Consider the following 17,272-nt stretch of genomic DNA (forward strand, 5'->3'; position numbering starts at 1 on the left):
TGATCTCGCCGTTGAGACGCTCGATCGGATTCGTCGAGTGGAGCTTGGCGCGATGTTCCTTCGGGAAGGTCATGTAGGCCAGCACGTCGGGCTCGGCGTCGTCCATGATTGTCGCCAGCTTCGGCACCTTCGGGCGGATCTGGTCGGCGACGGCGCGCCATTGGGTGCTGGCGGCTTCCGAGGTCTCTTGGGCAAACGCGGTGGCGATGAAGGCTGAGACGACCCTGCGGCCGCTCTTGCCGGCATGGGCCAGCACGTTCCTCATGAAGTGGACGCGGCACCTCTGCCATGTCGCGCTGAGCACCTTGGTGACGGCGCTCTTGAGGCCTTCGTGCGCGTCGGAGACGACGAGCTTGACGCCGCGCAGGCCGCGACGTGTTAGCTTGCGCAGGAACTCCGCCCAGATCGGCTCGGCCTCCGAGGTGCCAATCTCCATGCCCAGGACCTCGCGCCAGCCGTCCGCGTTGACGCCGACGGCGATGATGACGGCGACCGAGACGATCCGCCCACCGCGGCGCACCTTCAGGTAAGTGGCGTCGATCCACAGGTATGGCCAATCACCCTCGATCGGCCGCTCGAGGAAGGCCTTCACCTTGCCGTCGATCTCCTCGCACAGCCGCGAGACCTGGCTCTTGGAGATGCCACTCATGCCCATGGCCTTGACCAGGTCGTCAACCGACCGGGTCGAGATGCCTTGCACATAAGCTTCCTGGATGACGGCGGTCAGCGCCTTCTCGGCCATGCGGCGCGGTTCGAGGAAACCCGGGAAGTAGCTTCCCTTCCTGAGCTTCGGGATGCGCAACTCGACCGTGCCGGCCCGCGTCTCCCAGTCCCGGTCGCGGTAGCCATTGCGCTGGGCGAGCCGCAGCGGGTTCTTCTCGCCATAGCCGGCGCCGGTGGCCGCGCCCACCTCCATTTCCATCAGCCGCTCGGCGGCAAAGCCGATCATCTCGCGCAGCAGATCAGCATCCGGGGTCTTCTCCACGAGCGTGCGCAGGTTCATCATGTCGTCGGTCATCGGTGGTCCTTCCGAAATGGGTTGGCGTCAACAACCAAACCCTACCGGAAAGCGCCGATGACCACCGACACGCCGCTCACTCGCTACCGCGTTACTAACGGCGCGCTCGCGAGCGGCTTCGTAACCGCCGAGCTACACCACCTGATGGGACACGACCCCGCAAAAAGTTGAACCCTCAGCCAAGATCATTCTGATCCGGTGCCTCAGGGACGGCCAAACCTATCCTTATCGATCATCGATCTGCTCTCTTCGTGCTCTCTCCATACCAACGTTCGGCGATCACCTCTTAACTGGCACTGCTGGTGCAAGGACGTGGGAGGCCGCAGATTGTTCCTGTTCGCCAAAGGTCGGAGATGGTGTGATCGACCAATCAATTAAGTCGATAGCGCGCTGAAGTATCGTCTTGCTCTGAGCTGCGCTGGGTGAAGCGGCGATGACATGTCCGATGCGGTCTCGGACATCCCCTTTTCTGATGATCCGCGTCTTGGGTTCAACATACAATTTGACCTCTGTGACACCTGGGATAGCAGCTGCCAGACTGATCCCATCGATCCAATCAAGTATGCCATCGCCATCGGGAACGAGGATCCGCGAGGCCGCAGTGTGCGAATGCTTTCTGCTCAAATCCCATTCGTCGCCGATGACAAGCTTGATGTGCTCAGTGATGAGATCGACACCGCAAGCCAGCCGGACCACTCGAGGAGTGATACCAGCCGGAAGGCGCGGATTGACTTCAATGACGACTGGCCCATGCTTCGTCCACCGGAATTCAATGTTCGTTGGTCCCCAGCCAAGGCCGAGAGCAAGCAGACAGATAAGCGAAACATCGGCGATTCGTTTATTCTCTGCATCATTCAGCGGGGCCGGAAAGATGCTGTCACGAAAGACAAAATGCGGTGGGGGCCCGAACTCAGCGGCGGTAATACCAATGACTGAATTCCCCATTATCTCAGCTTCATAGTACGGGCCTTGTGCGAATTCTTCGACCAGTATTCTCGGCGACGTCCGCCATATGTGCTTCCCGCTCAGCAGATAGCCAGTGTGTTCGGCTAGTTCATCGACGGTGCGGCACAATCGGACACCGCGGCTGCCGTTGCCGACGACTGGCTTAACGACCACCGGCAGGCCGATCTCCGCGGCACAGCTTTCCACCTCTGTCGCATCCGTTGCCAAGCGGTAAGCAGGCATTAGAACCCCGGCCTTCTCGAGGAGCTGACGTTGAGTGAATTTGTCGAGGCATTGTTCAATCGAGGCGGGGTTCGGTCCAGGGAGATCGAAATGGCGGCAGAGTCTGCCAACTGTCGCATAGAGCGACTCGTCAGCAAAGCCAGTAATGCCTGCAATATCATAGGCCGCACCTAGCCGGGAACATTCATAGATCAAAGCATCGAGATTGTCTGTATCGACGCTGATTACGTCAAGTCTTTCTGCATCAATATAGTCATACTGACTTGAATCGCACGCCAGGGTAATTGGATGTAGCCCCAGTTTCCGGGCCGCTTTGATGTATAGCATGCCAATACTCCTGTGTCCTTCAAGCAAGATCAGTGCTCTTCTTTTCATCGCCATTAATCCCTCAGTTCGTACGGTGCCTAAGTCGAGCGTCGATTGGCCTCAGCCTTTTCCAGATCAGCCTGACCCTCGACCTGCGCGGTGAATGTATCACTGTTATGGAACAATGCTCGCTAATAGTCTGTAATTTTACATGACAGTATTGTTGCGACAGTCTGAAGTGCGACGCAAGGAGGACTAGCAAAATGCAGGAGGATCTGATTCAAGGCGCACTTCATCTTCTTTTGGTTCTTGAATCAATTTGCACCATTTAGGTCACGGTGGCGTGGCGAATAGAAGCCAGCATGTACCACGCAGCGCCTGATGCGCTGATCTGTTCAAAACAACGTGGCTGCACGCACTTTGGTGGAGTCGGACTGGCTTCAGCTAACGCTGGATAGGATCCTGCAAGCGATTTGTGGCGTCTTAGGAAGTGATCGTTTTACTGAGCTGAATGCCCCGCCGATGATGACGCAGCCGGCCGGCCATGAACAGGCCCGTGCGGGACTTATCCTGTGCGAAGACGTGCTCGACGAAACCGCAGATTTTTGAGCGCCCTTGGTGCCGGCCTTTGGTATCGCTGTCGCGCTCTTTCGAAGCGCTTCAGCGCCTTGGCCAAGGTTCGCAGAGAGCCTCCCAAGGCATCACGCATTCAGTTTCTCCAGTGAACCCGCCGGCCTCGCACAGCCGCACTTAAAGCTCATCCATGTCGAAGAACTCCCCTTTAGGCTAGGTCGATACCAGCAAGCCTGCCGCGAATGAACGTTGTGCAGGAACATCACGCGGGCGGCGATGCGCGGAGATAGTTAGTCGTCCGTTGTAGGTGCTGCAATCGCGCGACCGATAGTCTTTTTCGTGACACTGACAGGCAGGCCCATTACTCTTTCGTGAATGGGCGCCCGTATTCCATACACGCCTTTTGATCTCATACTTCGGGCAAATCTTCCAACCAGCAGGCCGCCTCGAGGTGCGGCCGGGAAAAAATCTTGCCTATCTTTTCGGCACACTTGTTTTGATGATATCGCATATACACACGGCCATCGGCTCCAAGGTCGAGGATCTCGATCTTTCCTGTGTGATGGGACATGATGTATTTGAATGTTTTTTGGATGCCGCTGAGGCGTTGGTTGATGCCACGAGCAATCTCTATTCCCCGGCGCAATGAAACCTGAAAATGGGATGCGCCTTTCACCGGCCTAGCCTGAAAGAGATAATAAGGACGGATACCCATTTGGTGACATTTGGCGAATGTGGCAGCCAAGATTTCAGGATCATCGTTGACTTTCGCGAGAAGCACGGTTTGGTTCAGGAACTGCACGCCTTGTGCGCGCAAAGAGCGAATGCTGCGCTCCGCGTTGACGGAGATTTCGCCGATGTGGTCGAAGTGTGTGACGATCACTGCGGCCTTACCCGCTTCATCGATCCGTTGGAAAAAAGCTGGTAAGGCGGGATCTTCGAACCGCTTGGGGTTATAGGCTAGTGTTTTTGTGCCGAAGCGAATCGAATCCAGGTGTGGGATTGGCAGCAGATGATCAAGCATTTTGTCGAGCTTGGCCGTACTGAGTACCAGCGGGTCACCCCCTGTTAGCAGCACGTTCGTCATCTCGGGATGACCCCTAATATATTGCGCAATTCGGGCGAAATCAGCTGCTATTTCATCGGACTCCTTTCCGACAAGGCGTTTGCGAAGGCAATATCGGCAATATGAAGCGCAACGATTCGTTACCAGCAACAACCCGGTTTGGGCGTACTTGTGCTGAAAACCGGGAACGATCGTGTTATCTTGCTCGCCGCTCGTATCCAGGTTGCCGGGGCTTTCGAACTCTTCGAATGAAGGCTCCACGATGAACTTGAGCTGTTCGTGGTAACCGCTGTGGGTGATCTGCTCACGATAAGCCCTTGTGACATGATAACGCATGATACTACTGGCTTGCAGTTCACCCTTGGTAACGACGCGCGGCCCCTCGATGAAATTCATCACCACAGTGTCGGGCCGCGGGTCCGAGTTGGTGCCTGGTGCTTCGGATGAGCAAATTCGAGGCGCCAGGGAGGTCGCCCAAGTGTTCGACTCAAGATCGCTAAGGCTCTGGCCCTTGTTAATGACCGTGATCGCTTCCGGATCAGGCTCCGTCTGCGCCTCAAGCAGGTCGTGCATCCAGCGGTCCTGGGGAGAGGCTGCTTCCGTCGGGATCGACTCAACTGGAAGTCGCTGTTCCTCCGCCGACACAAGCGGTGCGGACCAGACTCGCTGCCCAAGGTCGACTGCCATCTGGCTCAGCGCCTGCTGCAAATAGCTCACAAACCGCTCCATCGTGCTCCGCTCAAAAAGCGACGTCGGATAGATCAGCCTACCGCAAATGGCCTCGCCGACCTCAGAAATGTTAAGGGAAAGATCATATTGCGCTACACGCGCACCAACATCAAGATACTCAATTTCGAGCCCTGTCATTTCTTCCGTTATCTCAGCATTATTCCGCCATGTCAGTATAACCTGGAAAGGCGGGTTTTGGCCCGGCTTGCGGCGCGGGGCGATGAATTCCACTGCACAATCAAATGGTAGGTCCTTATGGTCCTGTGCCTCAAGCGTGGCGGCATTCACCCGTCCCAACAATGTCTGCAGCGTTGGATCGCCTGACAGGTCGATCCGCAGCGGCAAGGTGTGAGCGAAGCAGCCGATCAGCCCCTCGATCTCCGAGGGGGCGCGGTTGGTACACGGTGTGCCAATGACCAAATCGTTCTGACCTGACAGCCGCGCCAGTACCAGCGCCAAGCCCGCCAGCACGGTCACGAACAGCGTCGTCCCATGACGCCGGCACAGCGCTTTGATCTGTGAACTCAGCGGCTCGTGCAACACGAAGTCGACGTAACTGCCGTTGTAGTCCTGCTGCGCCGGACGCATCCGGTCTGTTGGCAGTTGCAACATCGCTGGCGCGCCATCCAGGATGCGGAGCCAGTATTCCGACTGGAGCTTTAAGACCGCGCCTGCCAGCCAACGTCGCTGCCAAATCGCGTAGTCGGCATACTGCACCGACAATGGCGTCAGCCGATCCGCGCGGCCCTCGAGGGCTGCGGCGTAGAGCTCGCTGAGCTCGCGTATCAGAATCTCCCGCGATCGGTCGTCTGAGACTATGTGGTGCACGGTGATCAGCAGCATATGATCGTCCTCGGCCAAGCGCGCCAGTCGTGTGCGGACCAGCGGCCCGGTTTCTATGTAGAACTTCGCCTGGCCTTCATGGCGCACCAACTCCGAGAGTGTGGCCTCTACGTCCGCTGCAGCCGCCAGATCATCCCGTTTCAGCGGCAGACCTACGTCCACCCGCCCGATCTGCTGAAACGGCTCGCCGTCCTCCATTCCGAAGGTGGTGCGCAGCACCTCATGACGCGCTACCAACGCGTCTAAGGCCGACTGCAGGGCTGCCTCGTCGAGCTCGCCGCGAAGCCGAAGCCCTATCTGCATGTTAACGACCTCGCTGCCGCCCTCCAGACGCGATAAGAAGCAAAGCCGCTGCTGGGAGAATGACAGCGGAACCCGCGACGGACGCGTCAAAGTTTCAATTGCCGGGATCGCGCTCAGTGCACCGTTTCTTTCATTGATTTGGATTGTGCGAACAACTTTCATGTAGACCTCGTCGGTCGATTAGTGCGGCAATGTTTCGTTGTAACCGGACCCTCCCCGTGCGCACGCAATCGGCGTGCCACCGAGGAGGTTGTGAGAGCAAGAGGAGCAAAACCAATGTGTTTCGCGCCGCGGCGACGGAATACTTGCCCATCATTTTGTCGGGTTCCGCACAGCGACGTCTTCAACCGCGATATGCGGTAGCTCGTATCCGACAGCACACTGATCGTCAGCCCTATCAGGTATGGTCTGATGTTAAAGCCGTCCCGAATCCTGGATGATGGACGACATGATGAACGTGCGCGCGCTCGTGGAGTAGAGCGTGAATACCGGTTTACTGCGTCCGAGACGGTGGCTTTGCCGCCGAGCCGCCTGGTGGAGATGGCCGCGAGCGCCGCCACTGGACCGTTGGTGCGGGCTATGCGAGAAGGGCCCTTGCGGATGCGCAACAATTATCTGGCCAAAATTTGTCCAAAACCTGCTACCAACGAGCAATGACCCCTGTGCAGATCGGTTACGCGCATTGCACTGAGCCAGATACCACGGCACGCAAAGCCGGATCGCAGACTGAACCCGGAGGTCCCTTGAGCATAGCAACCCTCCGAAATTCATCGAGACGCTCCGTGCGACACCGTCGGCAGAAAGCGTTGCAACAATACCTTCACGCAAATTCACAGATTTTTTGCGACGACATATTGCCGAGAATGGTATCTTCACGCAGGTCTGAGGCGAGACTCTGCTGAAAAAAGGCTGATGCCGGAATTTCCTTCAAACCGCCGCACAGCACGCAACGAGGGTCAATAGTAATGAAACGAAGAGCACTCATCCTGCTTGAAGGTCACAGGAGTATTGGTCTGCTATATGTGAAAGCGGCCCAGCGACTTGGGCTCCTTCCAATTACCCTCTCATCTGCTCCAGCTCAGTACGGTTATCTTGCGGCGGAACGACTTGAGTCCGTCTGCGTCGATACAAACAACCTCGACGCGCTGATCCACGAGTGTTCCCGGCTAGGTGCAATCTATGATATTGCTGGCATTACTGGCTTCACAGGGCTCGACGAGTCGGTCTATGCGACGGTTTCTAAGCTCTGCCGGCATTTTGGTATACCTGGACCGAACCCCGCATCGATTGAACGATGCTGCGACAAATTCGTTCAACGTGAGTTCCTGGCGGAGGCTGGCGTTCCAATACCTGCTTACCGCTTGGCAACGGATGCGACGGAGGTCGAAAATTCTGCCGCACAGATCGGCTTACCGGTGATTGTTAAGCCAGCGGTCGGCAGCGGCAGTTGCGGTGTCCGTTTGTGCCGTACCGTCGATGAGTTGATCGAACATACGGCCTATTTGTTGGGCGGCAAGCACCTATGGTGGTCTTCACCGAGGATACTGGTTGAAGAATTCGCACAAGGTTCCCAGTATAGCGCTTACACTATGGGAAAAGAGATCATTGGGATTTGTGCCGCAGACTTCGGCCCCCTACCGCATTTCGTCTATCATAATTTCACATTTCCGGCCCTGCTGGCCGATGACAAGTATAGACGTATCGTCGATGTTTCGCTGAGCTGTCAGCGAGCTCTCGGCCTTGGCTGGGGGCCGGCTCACATTGAATTCCGGTGGACGAAGCGTGGCCCAATCGTGATTGAAGTTAATCCGCGTCTTCCAGGTGGGACCACTCCTCGGCTGATTCAGCTGGGTTACGGTGTCGATCTCGTCACGGAGCACATCAAGCTTGTCATCGGCGAAGAATACGATTTGAGCAGAAGGCAATCCCAAATTGCAGCCGCCCGCTTCCTAGTTCCTGATCGCGATGGCATCCTGGACTCGATCAATGGCGACAGTGCGGGTGCTGTTTCAGGAGTGGCCGAGGTCAAATTGTATGTTGAACCCAACACAACAATCGTTAGGAAAGGCGATTACCGAGACGCGATCGGACATGTGATCGCGGCTTCAGCCAGCCCTACTGAGACCGAGGCGATACTTCAGCGTGCCGTCGATTTAATCGATTGGTCGATCACACCATTTCCAACCGTAGGGGAATAAGTGTGATAACCAGGCCTGCCAGTTTGAATGCAAAGAGCTGAATAGGGCGCACGGTAGGATCGGTGCGCGCGAATCAGGCGGCGACAATAGCGAATATCCCGCGAAGGACGGATTGGCTTGACGGGCGATTGGGGCATGTCGCCTGGCTCTGTTGCGAGCTTATTTGGTCACGGAGGTGCAGGGTGCTGATCACGCTGATAGCCGATAAGTAGAGCGTCTGCACCGCACCTGGCGCGGTAACTTCCGCGTGGAGGCGGCGCGACGTGGTTCGACATCAGCGAAGAGAGGTAGATAGTTGTCGACTTCGACGTCGCGAACCCTCGCAAACTCGGTCTCCGCAGAAATGAACCGCCGATGTCACGATATCGGGCAGCGTCAAGCCACCAGACTTGGCAGCTCAAAACGTCAACACACTATCGGCATTGGAGCATGCGCTACTAACCATACCTGGGGTTTTCACTCCGCGGTCGATGGGGCGCGAATCGAAGCCGGGCCCCGATGAAGAGCGTCAAGCCGAAGGATCTTTGGACGAGCTGCAGGGCGATGGCCGCTCTCGGAACGCCGAAGGCTTTCATGGCCATCGCGGGCACCATTCTTCTACTTCCTCACACCGGGCGTTGCTTTGCCCGCGCCGAACAATCTCGCAAATCGCATGTCCCGACGCATTGACTGCGCCCGTGGATCGCGAGGTTTTCTTCTCGAAGAGGCTCAATCTGATGCTGGACACTCAGTGGCGGCTTCAAAAGGTAGCCCGGAGTGAGGGTTTCGGTACCCTCCAACGCTAAGCCATAACCCGCGGCTCGAACTTGACACGGTCGAGAGCGATCATGCTCTTAAATTTTCGGACATTGGGATTAGTATAGAGCTTCGTCTTGACGAAAACGTCGAAGGCCTCGACGTCGGCGACCGCCACGATGAGGACGAAATCGGCGTCACCCGTAACCATATAGCATTGGGTAACCTCCTTGGCCGCCCGCATTGCGCGCTTGAAATCGTCGACAAGGTCCAGGCGTTCGCGGTCAAGCTCTACGGTCACGACAACGGTAAGCGATTTGCCGAGAGCCTTCGGATCCACGAGTGAGATATCCGCAACGATTACGCCATCAACACGCAATTTGTTCACTCGACGCATGCATGAAGCAGCCGAAGAACCGACAAGCTCCGCGAGTTCGGCAAAGGAGAGCCTGTTGTTCTTCTGTAGCGCCGTAAGGATCCTTCGGTCTAGGTCGTCCACCGTGCGATGCCGCCATTTTTGGAAATTTCATGGTCGCTTAATAACTTTAACAATCGCATAGGTTTTCGCAATGTTTGTTGCAATTCGCCCACAACTTGAAACAAAATGGGCACCTTCTAGGCCTGCGGATTGCTCGAAGGTGCGCCCATACGCGCTACCAAGTGCCGAGGTCATGCAGTCGCCGCGCTCTTGAGCGTACTCGCGCGCCACTCATCGATCGCGCCGATCATCGTCAAAATGGGTTGACTTGGCGCGGCTTCTTTGAGCAGCCAAGACCCGGCTCTACGGCCAAGAGTGATCCAGATCTCTACCCAGAAGGTGTTTGAAGAAGCCGAGGATGGCTGCGCGCCGGCGGTTGCATGTGCCAACCGAGTTGGATCAGTGTCGCGAGGTGACCGAGAAGTTTACTTCTATAATTGCGGCGCCCGCGCCGGCGAGAAGAGAGACGTGTTGTGGAACGATCCCAAGTGGCATCGCCACGGCAAGTGGGCCTACGCGGCAAAGTTAGGAATGAACGGCTAGCTCTCATGTTCCCGTCAGGGGTGAAGGCAAGCGGAATCGGCTACTTGGCGCGAGTGCGCGAAGAGTCGAATTGGCTGAAGCTGCACAGGGCTGGGGGTGGAGCTCAAAGACGACGGTTGATCAGACTCTCATCCGCGGGTTAGAGACCGCCTTCCGTGTCTTGGGCGGTCGTCGAGCGGATTGGCTCAGCCACATAACTAGCGAAGGGAGTTCCCCGTGGCTTCCCCCAACGCTATGCAGCGGGTCGGCCTCGGAGGGCCTCACTTGCCTTGCCGACAGAATCACCTATACGCTACCTTTGCTCACTCATTCATCACGGTTAAGCCACCTTACGGCTCGCGCAGTTCTAATTCGGGACATACCGCAGGCCTTGTGTCGGAAGGAAGCGTAGAGCAAAACCGCGACCTGACGAACAGAAGCGGATATGAGGCATCCCTGGTCCGGCGAACGACGAACGGCTCCCGGCCACGTCATGCCTGCCAACGCGCTGGCGACAGCGCTCTTGCGCTGCTTCTGGACAGTGAGATCGCTGGTGACCTGACTGAGCCGAGCCACCAAGGCATCGAGCCGCTGCTGGGCCTCGCTCGGCGGCGGCGTCGGTTGGACGAGCTTGGCCTGTGCGTAGCCGGCGATCATGGCGGCATTGATCCTGTCGGTCTTTTCCCGGAAGCCCATCGCCTGCAAAACGGCGTACGCTACGCGCATTGACGAGAGCGCAAGCCAGGCTCAGCGCCCATAGCAGCAGGAACGCCAAACGCTCGCAGCCGTCGCTGGCCTCCATGACGGCAAGCTCGACGCCATGACTCTGACACCAGGCGGCCAGATCGGCTATGCCTGCCGCATCGTTGATATGGCCATCGAGCCATCCTTTCGCAACATCCACTCCACAGATGATCTTGTTCACGGTAACCTGCCTTGTGCGTGCGATTTGAGCCAAGCGACTATTCGGTCGTACGTGACGAAGGCGAGGATCCCACGCTCATCCACGGTTGTGACGCAGGGTTGTCGGGCGACTTCGCCAAGCCTCGAATCGGATCGCGATCCGAGTCGAGGGTCAGTCGCTGTGACAAGGGGTGCTGGACGTAGTGCGACCTTAAAGACCGGCAGCCCTCGATGTCGGACGAGATGGGTCGCGTTTCTTCCAGTACCCCTCATCCGTCTCGGCGCTGCGCGCCGATCCACCTTCTCCACCAGCGGCGCATAGTCTCGACTTGTCGCAACTTTGGCGGCCCGTGCCACAGGCGCATCGACCAAAACGTGGACCAATAGCGTTTGCGAGATCGCCGCGACTATCCGCGACTTCTCGACGACGCGCCGTTGCTGCTGCCTCTGTTCGTCGGGGAAAACGTGTTGGGTATCGGGCAGGCTGTCATGAATCTGTGTCTCACGCCGCGCGAGGTTGCCGCGACTGCAAGAGCCAGCCTGTCATCATCAAAGCTGAATGAGCGGCTGAGCGATCCACATGTGGTCGAAATCTTCCACTGTTCGCACGTCTCAGAGCAACCATCGCTCGAGCGATGGGTGGTTGATCGACCGCAATGCCGCGCTCGGCCATCTTCTCCTCGAGATCGCGCCGGCTGAGCTTGGCGGCCAAGTTCCAGCGCATGCCGCGGATTACCTGAACGGATCCCGCCAAGCTGACCGCGAAGCGCCGATCGCGGCGGGAAAGCTGTTGAACGACCCCGTCGCGCCGTTCTTCTGATGAGCATAGCATACCACTGAGCCGAATGCTGACCGGCGGACGGGTTCGGTAGAAGACTCGTCAGCTTCTCGAAAGTTAAGCTCCCTAGCATCCGGACTTGGTCTCCAGATGCGGATGCCTCAACTGGTGACGGACCCAGGTACTCACCAGACGGATCGGTATGAGATCGTTGTTTCCGTAACAGAAGGAGAGCTTCATGGATTCCACTCGGATAAACGGCAGCGGATCGCTGCCCTCCCCGCCTGGGTACGTAGACAGACACGATGATGATCCATTTAGGCAAGCTTTGAACCAAGCCATGTCATCAATTGTCGCACCTGTCTCGGCAAACGCCCCGATCTGGAGGTCGAGTGCGCCATACGAAGACTTTTCACATGGCGGCTATTCCTGGAACAATGATATCTGGGGGGGAAAGGGCGCTGGGCCTCAGACAATTTCGGTGTATGCAGACAACCGGTGGAGCGTGTGGTCGAACCAGCCTAATACTGGAGGTATCAAGAGCTATCCCCACCAGGCTTTCAATGTCGGGAAACCGCTCAGTTCAATTAAAACTCTGACTGGAAGCTTTAATCAGGATGTTCCTTCTGGCGGCGCCTGGGACACCGCCTACGACATCTGGGACAGCTCGCATCAAAATGAGATAATGCTCTGGACAAACCACACCGGAAATCCAGACGGCAGCGGCAATGTTAAGCCGATCTCAAGTCAATATGACCCTTCCGGTGCGGCGATTCCGGTCTACCGCAATGTCAATGTAGGCGGGGCGAATTGGAACGTGTTTGTAGGCTCCAATGGCCAAAGGGTAATCTCGCTGGTGCGCACTTCGAAGACCGACAGCGGGACGGTAGACATCAAGGGTGTCCTGGATTGGCTCAAGTCTAAGGGTTACTTTGGCGACATAAATGTCGGCAGCGTTCAATACGGTGTCGAGATTACCGGGTCTCCCGGGGGAGCGAACTTCAACTTCAAGAGCTGCTCGGTGACTTCGACGTGATACATATACGGGCCGCGGATCGCCTGAAAGATGCGGCCAAGTATGTCGGCCGTTCCATCGCCTATACGATCGAAAAAAGACGTCCTGATCGAAGGCTATGACTGGCTGGCATCATGGATCGCCGCGACCGATGTCGATCGCCGCCGTCAACGCCTTCAACTCGCTCGTTTGCGCAATTGCTGGCCACGGGCGACTATCAGGCGTCGACGAGGATGGCCTTCGCGATATGTTGCGCGAAATTCGTGCGCGCGATTCCAAGCCTGGAAACCAATTCCACTCCGGGAGCCGGAAGCCATCATACCCGTTGTTTTGATCCAGCCCTCGCCCGGCGGCCGGTGGCAAATCGAACTCAATCCGGAAACGCTGCCTGGGCCCCTGATCAACCAAACCTATTTTGCCGATATCTCACGTCTCACCGCCAACAACGCGACCCACAAAGCATTCCTCAATGAATGCTTTAACAACGCGAACTGGCTGATCCGTAGCCTCGATCAGCGCGCCATCACGATCCTCAAAGTAGCGGCTGAAGTCAGCAAGACGCGCTCCTGGAACCGGCGTTGCCCACCTGCAGCCACTCAATCTCAGAGCCGTTGCCGAGGCGATCAACATGCATGCGTCGACCGTAAGCCGGATGACGTCGAACAAGTATATGCTCCCGCCACGTGGTGTATTCGAACTGAAGTATTTCTTCACCGCCGCGATGGCTTCCTACCAAGGCGGTACGGCGCACTCCGCTGAAGCCGTTCGCCGCCAGATCAAGGCAATGCTATCGACGGAATCGCCGGATGATGTACTCTCCGACGACCACATTGCCTTCAGGCTCAAGGAAATCGGCATCGATATTGCGCGTCGAACTGTCAACTCGATATCAAGAAGCTTGGCCGGATTGGCTCGGTGGGCCATCGCATCACCGGGCGGCATCCTGGCGTGGTCAACCGCCATCTCGGCGTCGGCTGGGAGTTCGTCCATGTCTGCATCGACGACGCCTCGCGCGTCGCCTTCTCGCAGGTCTTGCCGGACCAGAGGAAGGAGAGCGCTATCGCCTTCCTGAAGGCGGCGGTCGCCTACTACGCCAGCTTGGGCATCGTGGTCGAGCGCGTCATGACCGACTACGTCCTAAGAGCGGAAGGAAATGGAGCCTGCAGTCAAGGTCTCTCTGTTCGTCAGCATGCTCTTGCTGCGTGACGTTGGTCAAGTCATCGAACCAGGCGGCTTCCACCGACAAGGGAAAAGATCTCGTCCATAGCAAACACAGGGTACGCACGCAGGCGGCCCTCACCGTCCTCAACACGAGCTTCTGATCCAGGCGGAAGACCCGAACATTATCTACAGGGTCATCGAAGCGATGCCCTCACGGCCCTAGCTGACAGAGGTTCTTCCACCTGGCACCCGCCCTTCAACGAAGGGCCGGTAGTCGGAACCACCTTTGACGACGGCGTGCACGACACGCGCCATCTTGGCGGTAATAGCGGTCATTGCCTTGCGGCGTAGATCGGGATTGTCGCGATCCCTCGCGATGTAGCGTTCGAACTTATGACGGAAGCCATTCTCCCGCTGGCGGATGGCGACTTGTCCGGCGATCCACAGGGTGCGGCGCAGCCGAGCATTGCCGAATTTGGAAAGGCGGGTCTGGCCTCGATATTGGCCTGATTGCTGTGTCGAGAGGTCCAGTCCGCAGAACTTTAGGAATTGGCGATGATGACCGAAACGGCGAAGATCGCCGGCTTCGGCAATGATGGTCAATGCGTTGATCGGTCCGATGCCCGGGATTTGTCGCAGGAGTTGATAATCCTGGCTGTGCCGCAACAGCTCGTCGGCCTGCGCTTCGATCTCATTGCGCTGCCGGATCAGACTGCGTGCTTCGTCAATGACCATCCGGAACATGCGAATGGCAGGCGCATCAAGCGGCAGCGGCAGTCCGATCGATGAGCGCGCCGTCTCGTAAATATCCATTAGAAGCTGTGACTTGCTGACCTTGCGGCCGACGACATCCCAAGCTGCTGTTACAAACTCCTCCTTCGTCAGCACCGTGATGCTTGCCGGCGTCGGAAAGGCATCGAGGAATGCGAAGAACCAATCGCTGCGGCTGTTTCCTCGGAAGCGATCGATCTCGGGAAAATACAGCGGCAGGTAGTGCGTCAGGATCCGGTGCTGAATCTCGGTCTTTGCCCTGGCGATCGCCTCATGTGTCTTCGACAGTTCCTGTACATCGTTGATGCCGGCGCGCAGCGGATCGTGGTAGCGCTGCGTCGCCTGTATTCGGAGCATGTGCAGGATCACCTGCGCGTCCTTGGGGTCGTTCTTGTCCCAGCTATTGTGCAACGCTTCTCGCGTCCGCGCGAGCGCCAGAGACGACACCAGTCGAACCTCGAAACCAGCCTCAGCCAGGCGCCATGCAATCGGCCGGTGATAGTTCCCCGTCGCCTCGAAGCCACAGACCACCGGGCGACCGTACGTCTGCAGGACTTCGACCAGATGGTCATGCTCAGCACGGTTATTGAGGACTTGCAGACGGCGTCGGCGTTTGTGGCTTGGGTCTTCGATCAGAACTTCATTGCGAACCTTGGCGATATCGATCGCTACCAGCACCGCGCCGGCGGGTGTAGAATCTGAAGTGGTCATGGTCGGTCTCTCCGGAATGGGTTGTGAACATTCACATTCTAGAGAAACTCTGACTGGCCATGGCCGCCTCCAGCGGTGCGCGCCTGCAGCGAAAAGCTGCGCGCACCGCGGTCTCGGCCGCCGCCGCTCCTTCATTCCGCAGGTGCTATCAAAGAGCTTCCGAGCCACCTGCAAACGCCTCGGCCTGCGCCAGATCTTCACCAGGCCCTATGCGCCCAAAACCAACGGCAAGGCTGAGCGCTTCATCCAGACCAATGCGTCGAGACCGCGGTGCGGGATGCCAGCGACCGCGGCTACAACGTCGTTCTCGTCAGCGATGCCTGCGCCGCGATGAGCGGAAGTGGCTGGACTAATCATCCTTGATAGCTTGCCCGCGGGCAAGCTCCGCATTCGCCGCCCTCGGTAACATTCCTCGGTGAGGCAATAGGAGGGGGCAGTTTGAGCCAAGGCGTCGAATAAGGTCGACGCCGGGCCTAGCACCTACGAATGAGGCGCTCGCCCATATTGCACGGCGTAAGGTTGAGGAACAGCCTGGACGGGATCCGGACTGCCTCAAGTCTTTCATTGGGCGTTTTCGGCGCTTCTAAAATCGATGCCGAAGGTTCAATCGCCGACCTGTTAGAAGCGGTAAGTGACGCCTGCACCAATCAACCAGGGGTCTAGCTTGGCCTTACCCTTCAGATCGGCGCCGGCCACTTTGACGGTGAAATCTGGTTCCAGGAAAAGCTTCTTGACATCGACGTTGACCCCCCAGTGCCGATCCACCATGTAGTCGAAGCCCACCTGCAGCGCGGCACCAAACGCGTTCTTCACGTGGAGAGCATCGGCGCTGCCGACACTCTGGTTGTAGAAGACGGTGTAGTTCAGGCCGGCGCCGACATAGGGTCGGAAGGCCCCGAAGTGGGTGATATGATACTGCAGCGTGAGCGTGGGTGGCAGTATCCATACCTTGCCGACATTCCCCAGCGCGCCGATTGCTCCGGTGCCATCGACGTTGGCGTAGGTAGTGGCGAGTATGAGTTCGGCAGCGATGTTTTCGGTGAAGAAATAGGAGATGTCGAATTCCGGTGTCACGGTGTCTGAATAGGAGAGATTGGAACCGGCGATCCCGCCGACGTAACCTGAATCGTTGGTTTTCACTCCCAACGCGCGCACGCGGATCTGCCACGGGCTCGACGCCTCCAGTGTCCCCTGGTCCTGTGCGATGTAGCGTTGCGCAGGGTCTGCCGCCATAGCCTGCTGACCCACCCCCATAAGGACGATGAGCGCTATCGCACCCTGCGCCGCAACCATCCGCACTTTTGTCATCATGTTCTCTCCTGGTATCTGATAACCGTAGACTCTGTCGTTTGTACGCGTGGGATGATTTCTCATCACTCGCTGGTACAGACGCTCTGCCAAGAGCACTGCATTTGTCGTGCCAACCAGAAGAACATTGGGAAACAGCAAGATTCGCTTCCGACACACTCCTGTCTCAGAGCTGATACTGTCGCGTTTCGAGCTGGTATTGTCGTGTTTTGCACAAACGGACTAACGGCCGAAAGCAGGCGAGAGCTATCCCTGACCCATTGGCAGAGGATGAACGAGACAATACCTCACGAGGTGATCGCGACGCTGGTCATGCGAGGCGAGCTCTTCCACCCACAACTCCGATGTCTCATACGAGAGTGTTTGGGCCTGCCAATCAGGCTTGAAGTGATCGCAATCTCTCGCGTTAGCGCTATCGCTGATCCGGCCGAGCATGGTCATATCGAGCACGTGATCTTTCTCCCAGCCGGTCACGCCAGGCTGGAAACTCTCTTCGAACGCGATCGAGAAGATAAGGCCGCCCGTCGAATTCCATGCGCTGGCTCTCTCCGGAGATCGCCCACGCAGCAAACTCTCCAGCACCGGCGATCATAGTCGAGTAGCTCAGCCATTCGGCTTTCGCCCTCACAGATCCGGGCGGGCGGATTTCCCGCACCCGGCTCTTCC

8 protein-coding genes and 6 pseudogenes are annotated in these 17,272 nt (G+C 57.6%); 6 read left to right on the plus strand and 8 right to left on the minus strand.

Annotated features, from left to right (window positions below):
• The 3 genes from RFN30_RS31740 to RFN30_RS31750 form a co-directional block, all read right to left on the minus strand.
• On the minus strand, positions 1-1,018 hold a 1,018-nt coding region (locus RFN30_RS31740), incomplete at its 3' end, for an IS256 family transposase (protein ID WP_320265906.1).
• Positions 1,019-1,297: 279 nt separating this feature from the next.
• Complete coding sequence (locus RFN30_RS31745) at positions 1,298-2,581, minus strand: ATP-grasp domain-containing protein (RefSeq protein WP_320265913.1); 1,284 nt, start codon at positions 2,579-2,581, stop codon at positions 1,298-1,300.
• 913 nt (positions 2,582-3,494) lie between these two features.
• Positions 3,495-6,188 carry a condensation domain-containing protein gene (locus RFN30_RS31750; protein ID WP_320265907.1) on the minus strand — a complete coding sequence of 898 codons (2,694 nt, stop codon included), beginning with the start codon at positions 6,186-6,188 and terminating at the stop codon, positions 3,495-3,497.
• 803 nt (positions 6,189-6,991) lie between these two features.
• Here RFN30_RS31750 and RFN30_RS31755 point away from each other — a divergent pair.
• Positions 6,992-8,224 (plus strand): ATP-grasp domain-containing protein, encoded by a 1,233-nt coding sequence (locus RFN30_RS31755; protein WP_320265908.1) that lies wholly within the window; start codon positions 6,992-6,994, stop codon positions 8,222-8,224.
• A 781-nt stretch (positions 8,225-9,005) separates the two neighbouring features.
• Here the strand turns inward: RFN30_RS31755 and RFN30_RS31760 are convergent.
• The 3 genes and pseudogenes from RFN30_RS31760 to RFN30_RS31770 all read right to left on the minus strand — a co-directional run.
• Positions 9,006-9,458 (minus strand): Lrp/AsnC family transcriptional regulator, encoded by a 453-nt coding sequence (locus RFN30_RS31760; protein ID WP_320265909.1) that lies wholly within the window; start codon positions 9,456-9,458, stop codon positions 9,006-9,008.
• A 1,005-nt stretch (positions 9,459-10,463) separates the two neighbouring features.
• Positions 10,464-10,884 (minus strand): annotated as a pseudogene (locus RFN30_RS32500) (IS110 family transposase); the annotation flags it as partial.
• Positions 10,885-11,481: 597 nt separating this feature from the next.
• Positions 11,482-11,586, minus strand: a pseudogene (locus RFN30_RS31770) (IS6 family transposase); the annotation flags it as partial.
• A 292-nt stretch (positions 11,587-11,878) separates the two neighbouring features.
• Here RFN30_RS31770 and RFN30_RS31775 point away from each other — a divergent pair.
• From RFN30_RS31775 to RFN30_RS31785, 3 genes and pseudogenes are all read left to right on the plus strand, one after another.
• On the plus strand, positions 11,879-12,676 hold the full coding sequence (locus RFN30_RS31775; protein ID WP_320265911.1) for a GH12 family glycosyl hydrolase domain-containing protein: 798 nt from the start codon (positions 11,879-11,881) through the stop codon (positions 12,674-12,676).
• 190 nt (positions 12,677-12,866) lie between these two features.
• Positions 12,867-13,535 (plus strand): annotated as a pseudogene (locus RFN30_RS31780) (RNA polymerase factor sigma-54); the annotation flags it as partial.
• A gap of 2 nt (positions 13,536-13,537) precedes the next feature.
• A pseudogene (locus RFN30_RS31785) lies at positions 13,538-13,819 on the plus strand (IS481 family transposase); the annotation flags it as partial.
• Between the two features lie 191 nt (positions 13,820-14,010).
• Here the strand turns inward: RFN30_RS31785 and RFN30_RS31790 are convergent.
• Positions 14,011-15,298: pseudogene (locus tag RFN30_RS31790) on the minus strand (IS110 family RNA-guided transposase).
• Between the two features lie 148 nt (positions 15,299-15,446).
• On the opposite strand from RFN30_RS31790, the pseudogene RFN30_RS31795 reads away from it, so the two are divergent.
• A pseudogene (locus RFN30_RS31795) lies at positions 15,447-15,551 on the plus strand (IS481 family transposase); the annotation flags it as partial.
• 17 nt (positions 15,552-15,568) lie between these two features.
• On the plus strand, positions 15,569-15,661 hold the full coding sequence (locus tag RFN30_RS32505; RefSeq protein WP_430699099.1) for an isochorismatase family protein: 93 nt from the start codon (positions 15,569-15,571) through the stop codon (positions 15,659-15,661).
• Positions 15,662-15,916: 255 nt separating this feature from the next.
• Here RFN30_RS32505 and RFN30_RS31800 read toward each other — a convergent pair whose 3' ends face one another.
• On the minus strand, positions 15,917-16,606 hold the full coding sequence (locus RFN30_RS31800; RefSeq protein WP_320265914.1) for an OmpW/AlkL family protein: 690 nt from the start codon (positions 16,604-16,606) through the stop codon (positions 15,917-15,919).
• Positions 16,607-17,272: the final 666 nt, after the last annotated feature.

The sequence above is a fragment of the Mesorhizobium dulcispinae genome (genome assembly GCF_033977345.1).
Taxonomy (GTDB): Bacteria; Pseudomonadota; Alphaproteobacteria; order Rhizobiales; family Rhizobiaceae; genus Mesorhizobium; species Mesorhizobium dulcispinae.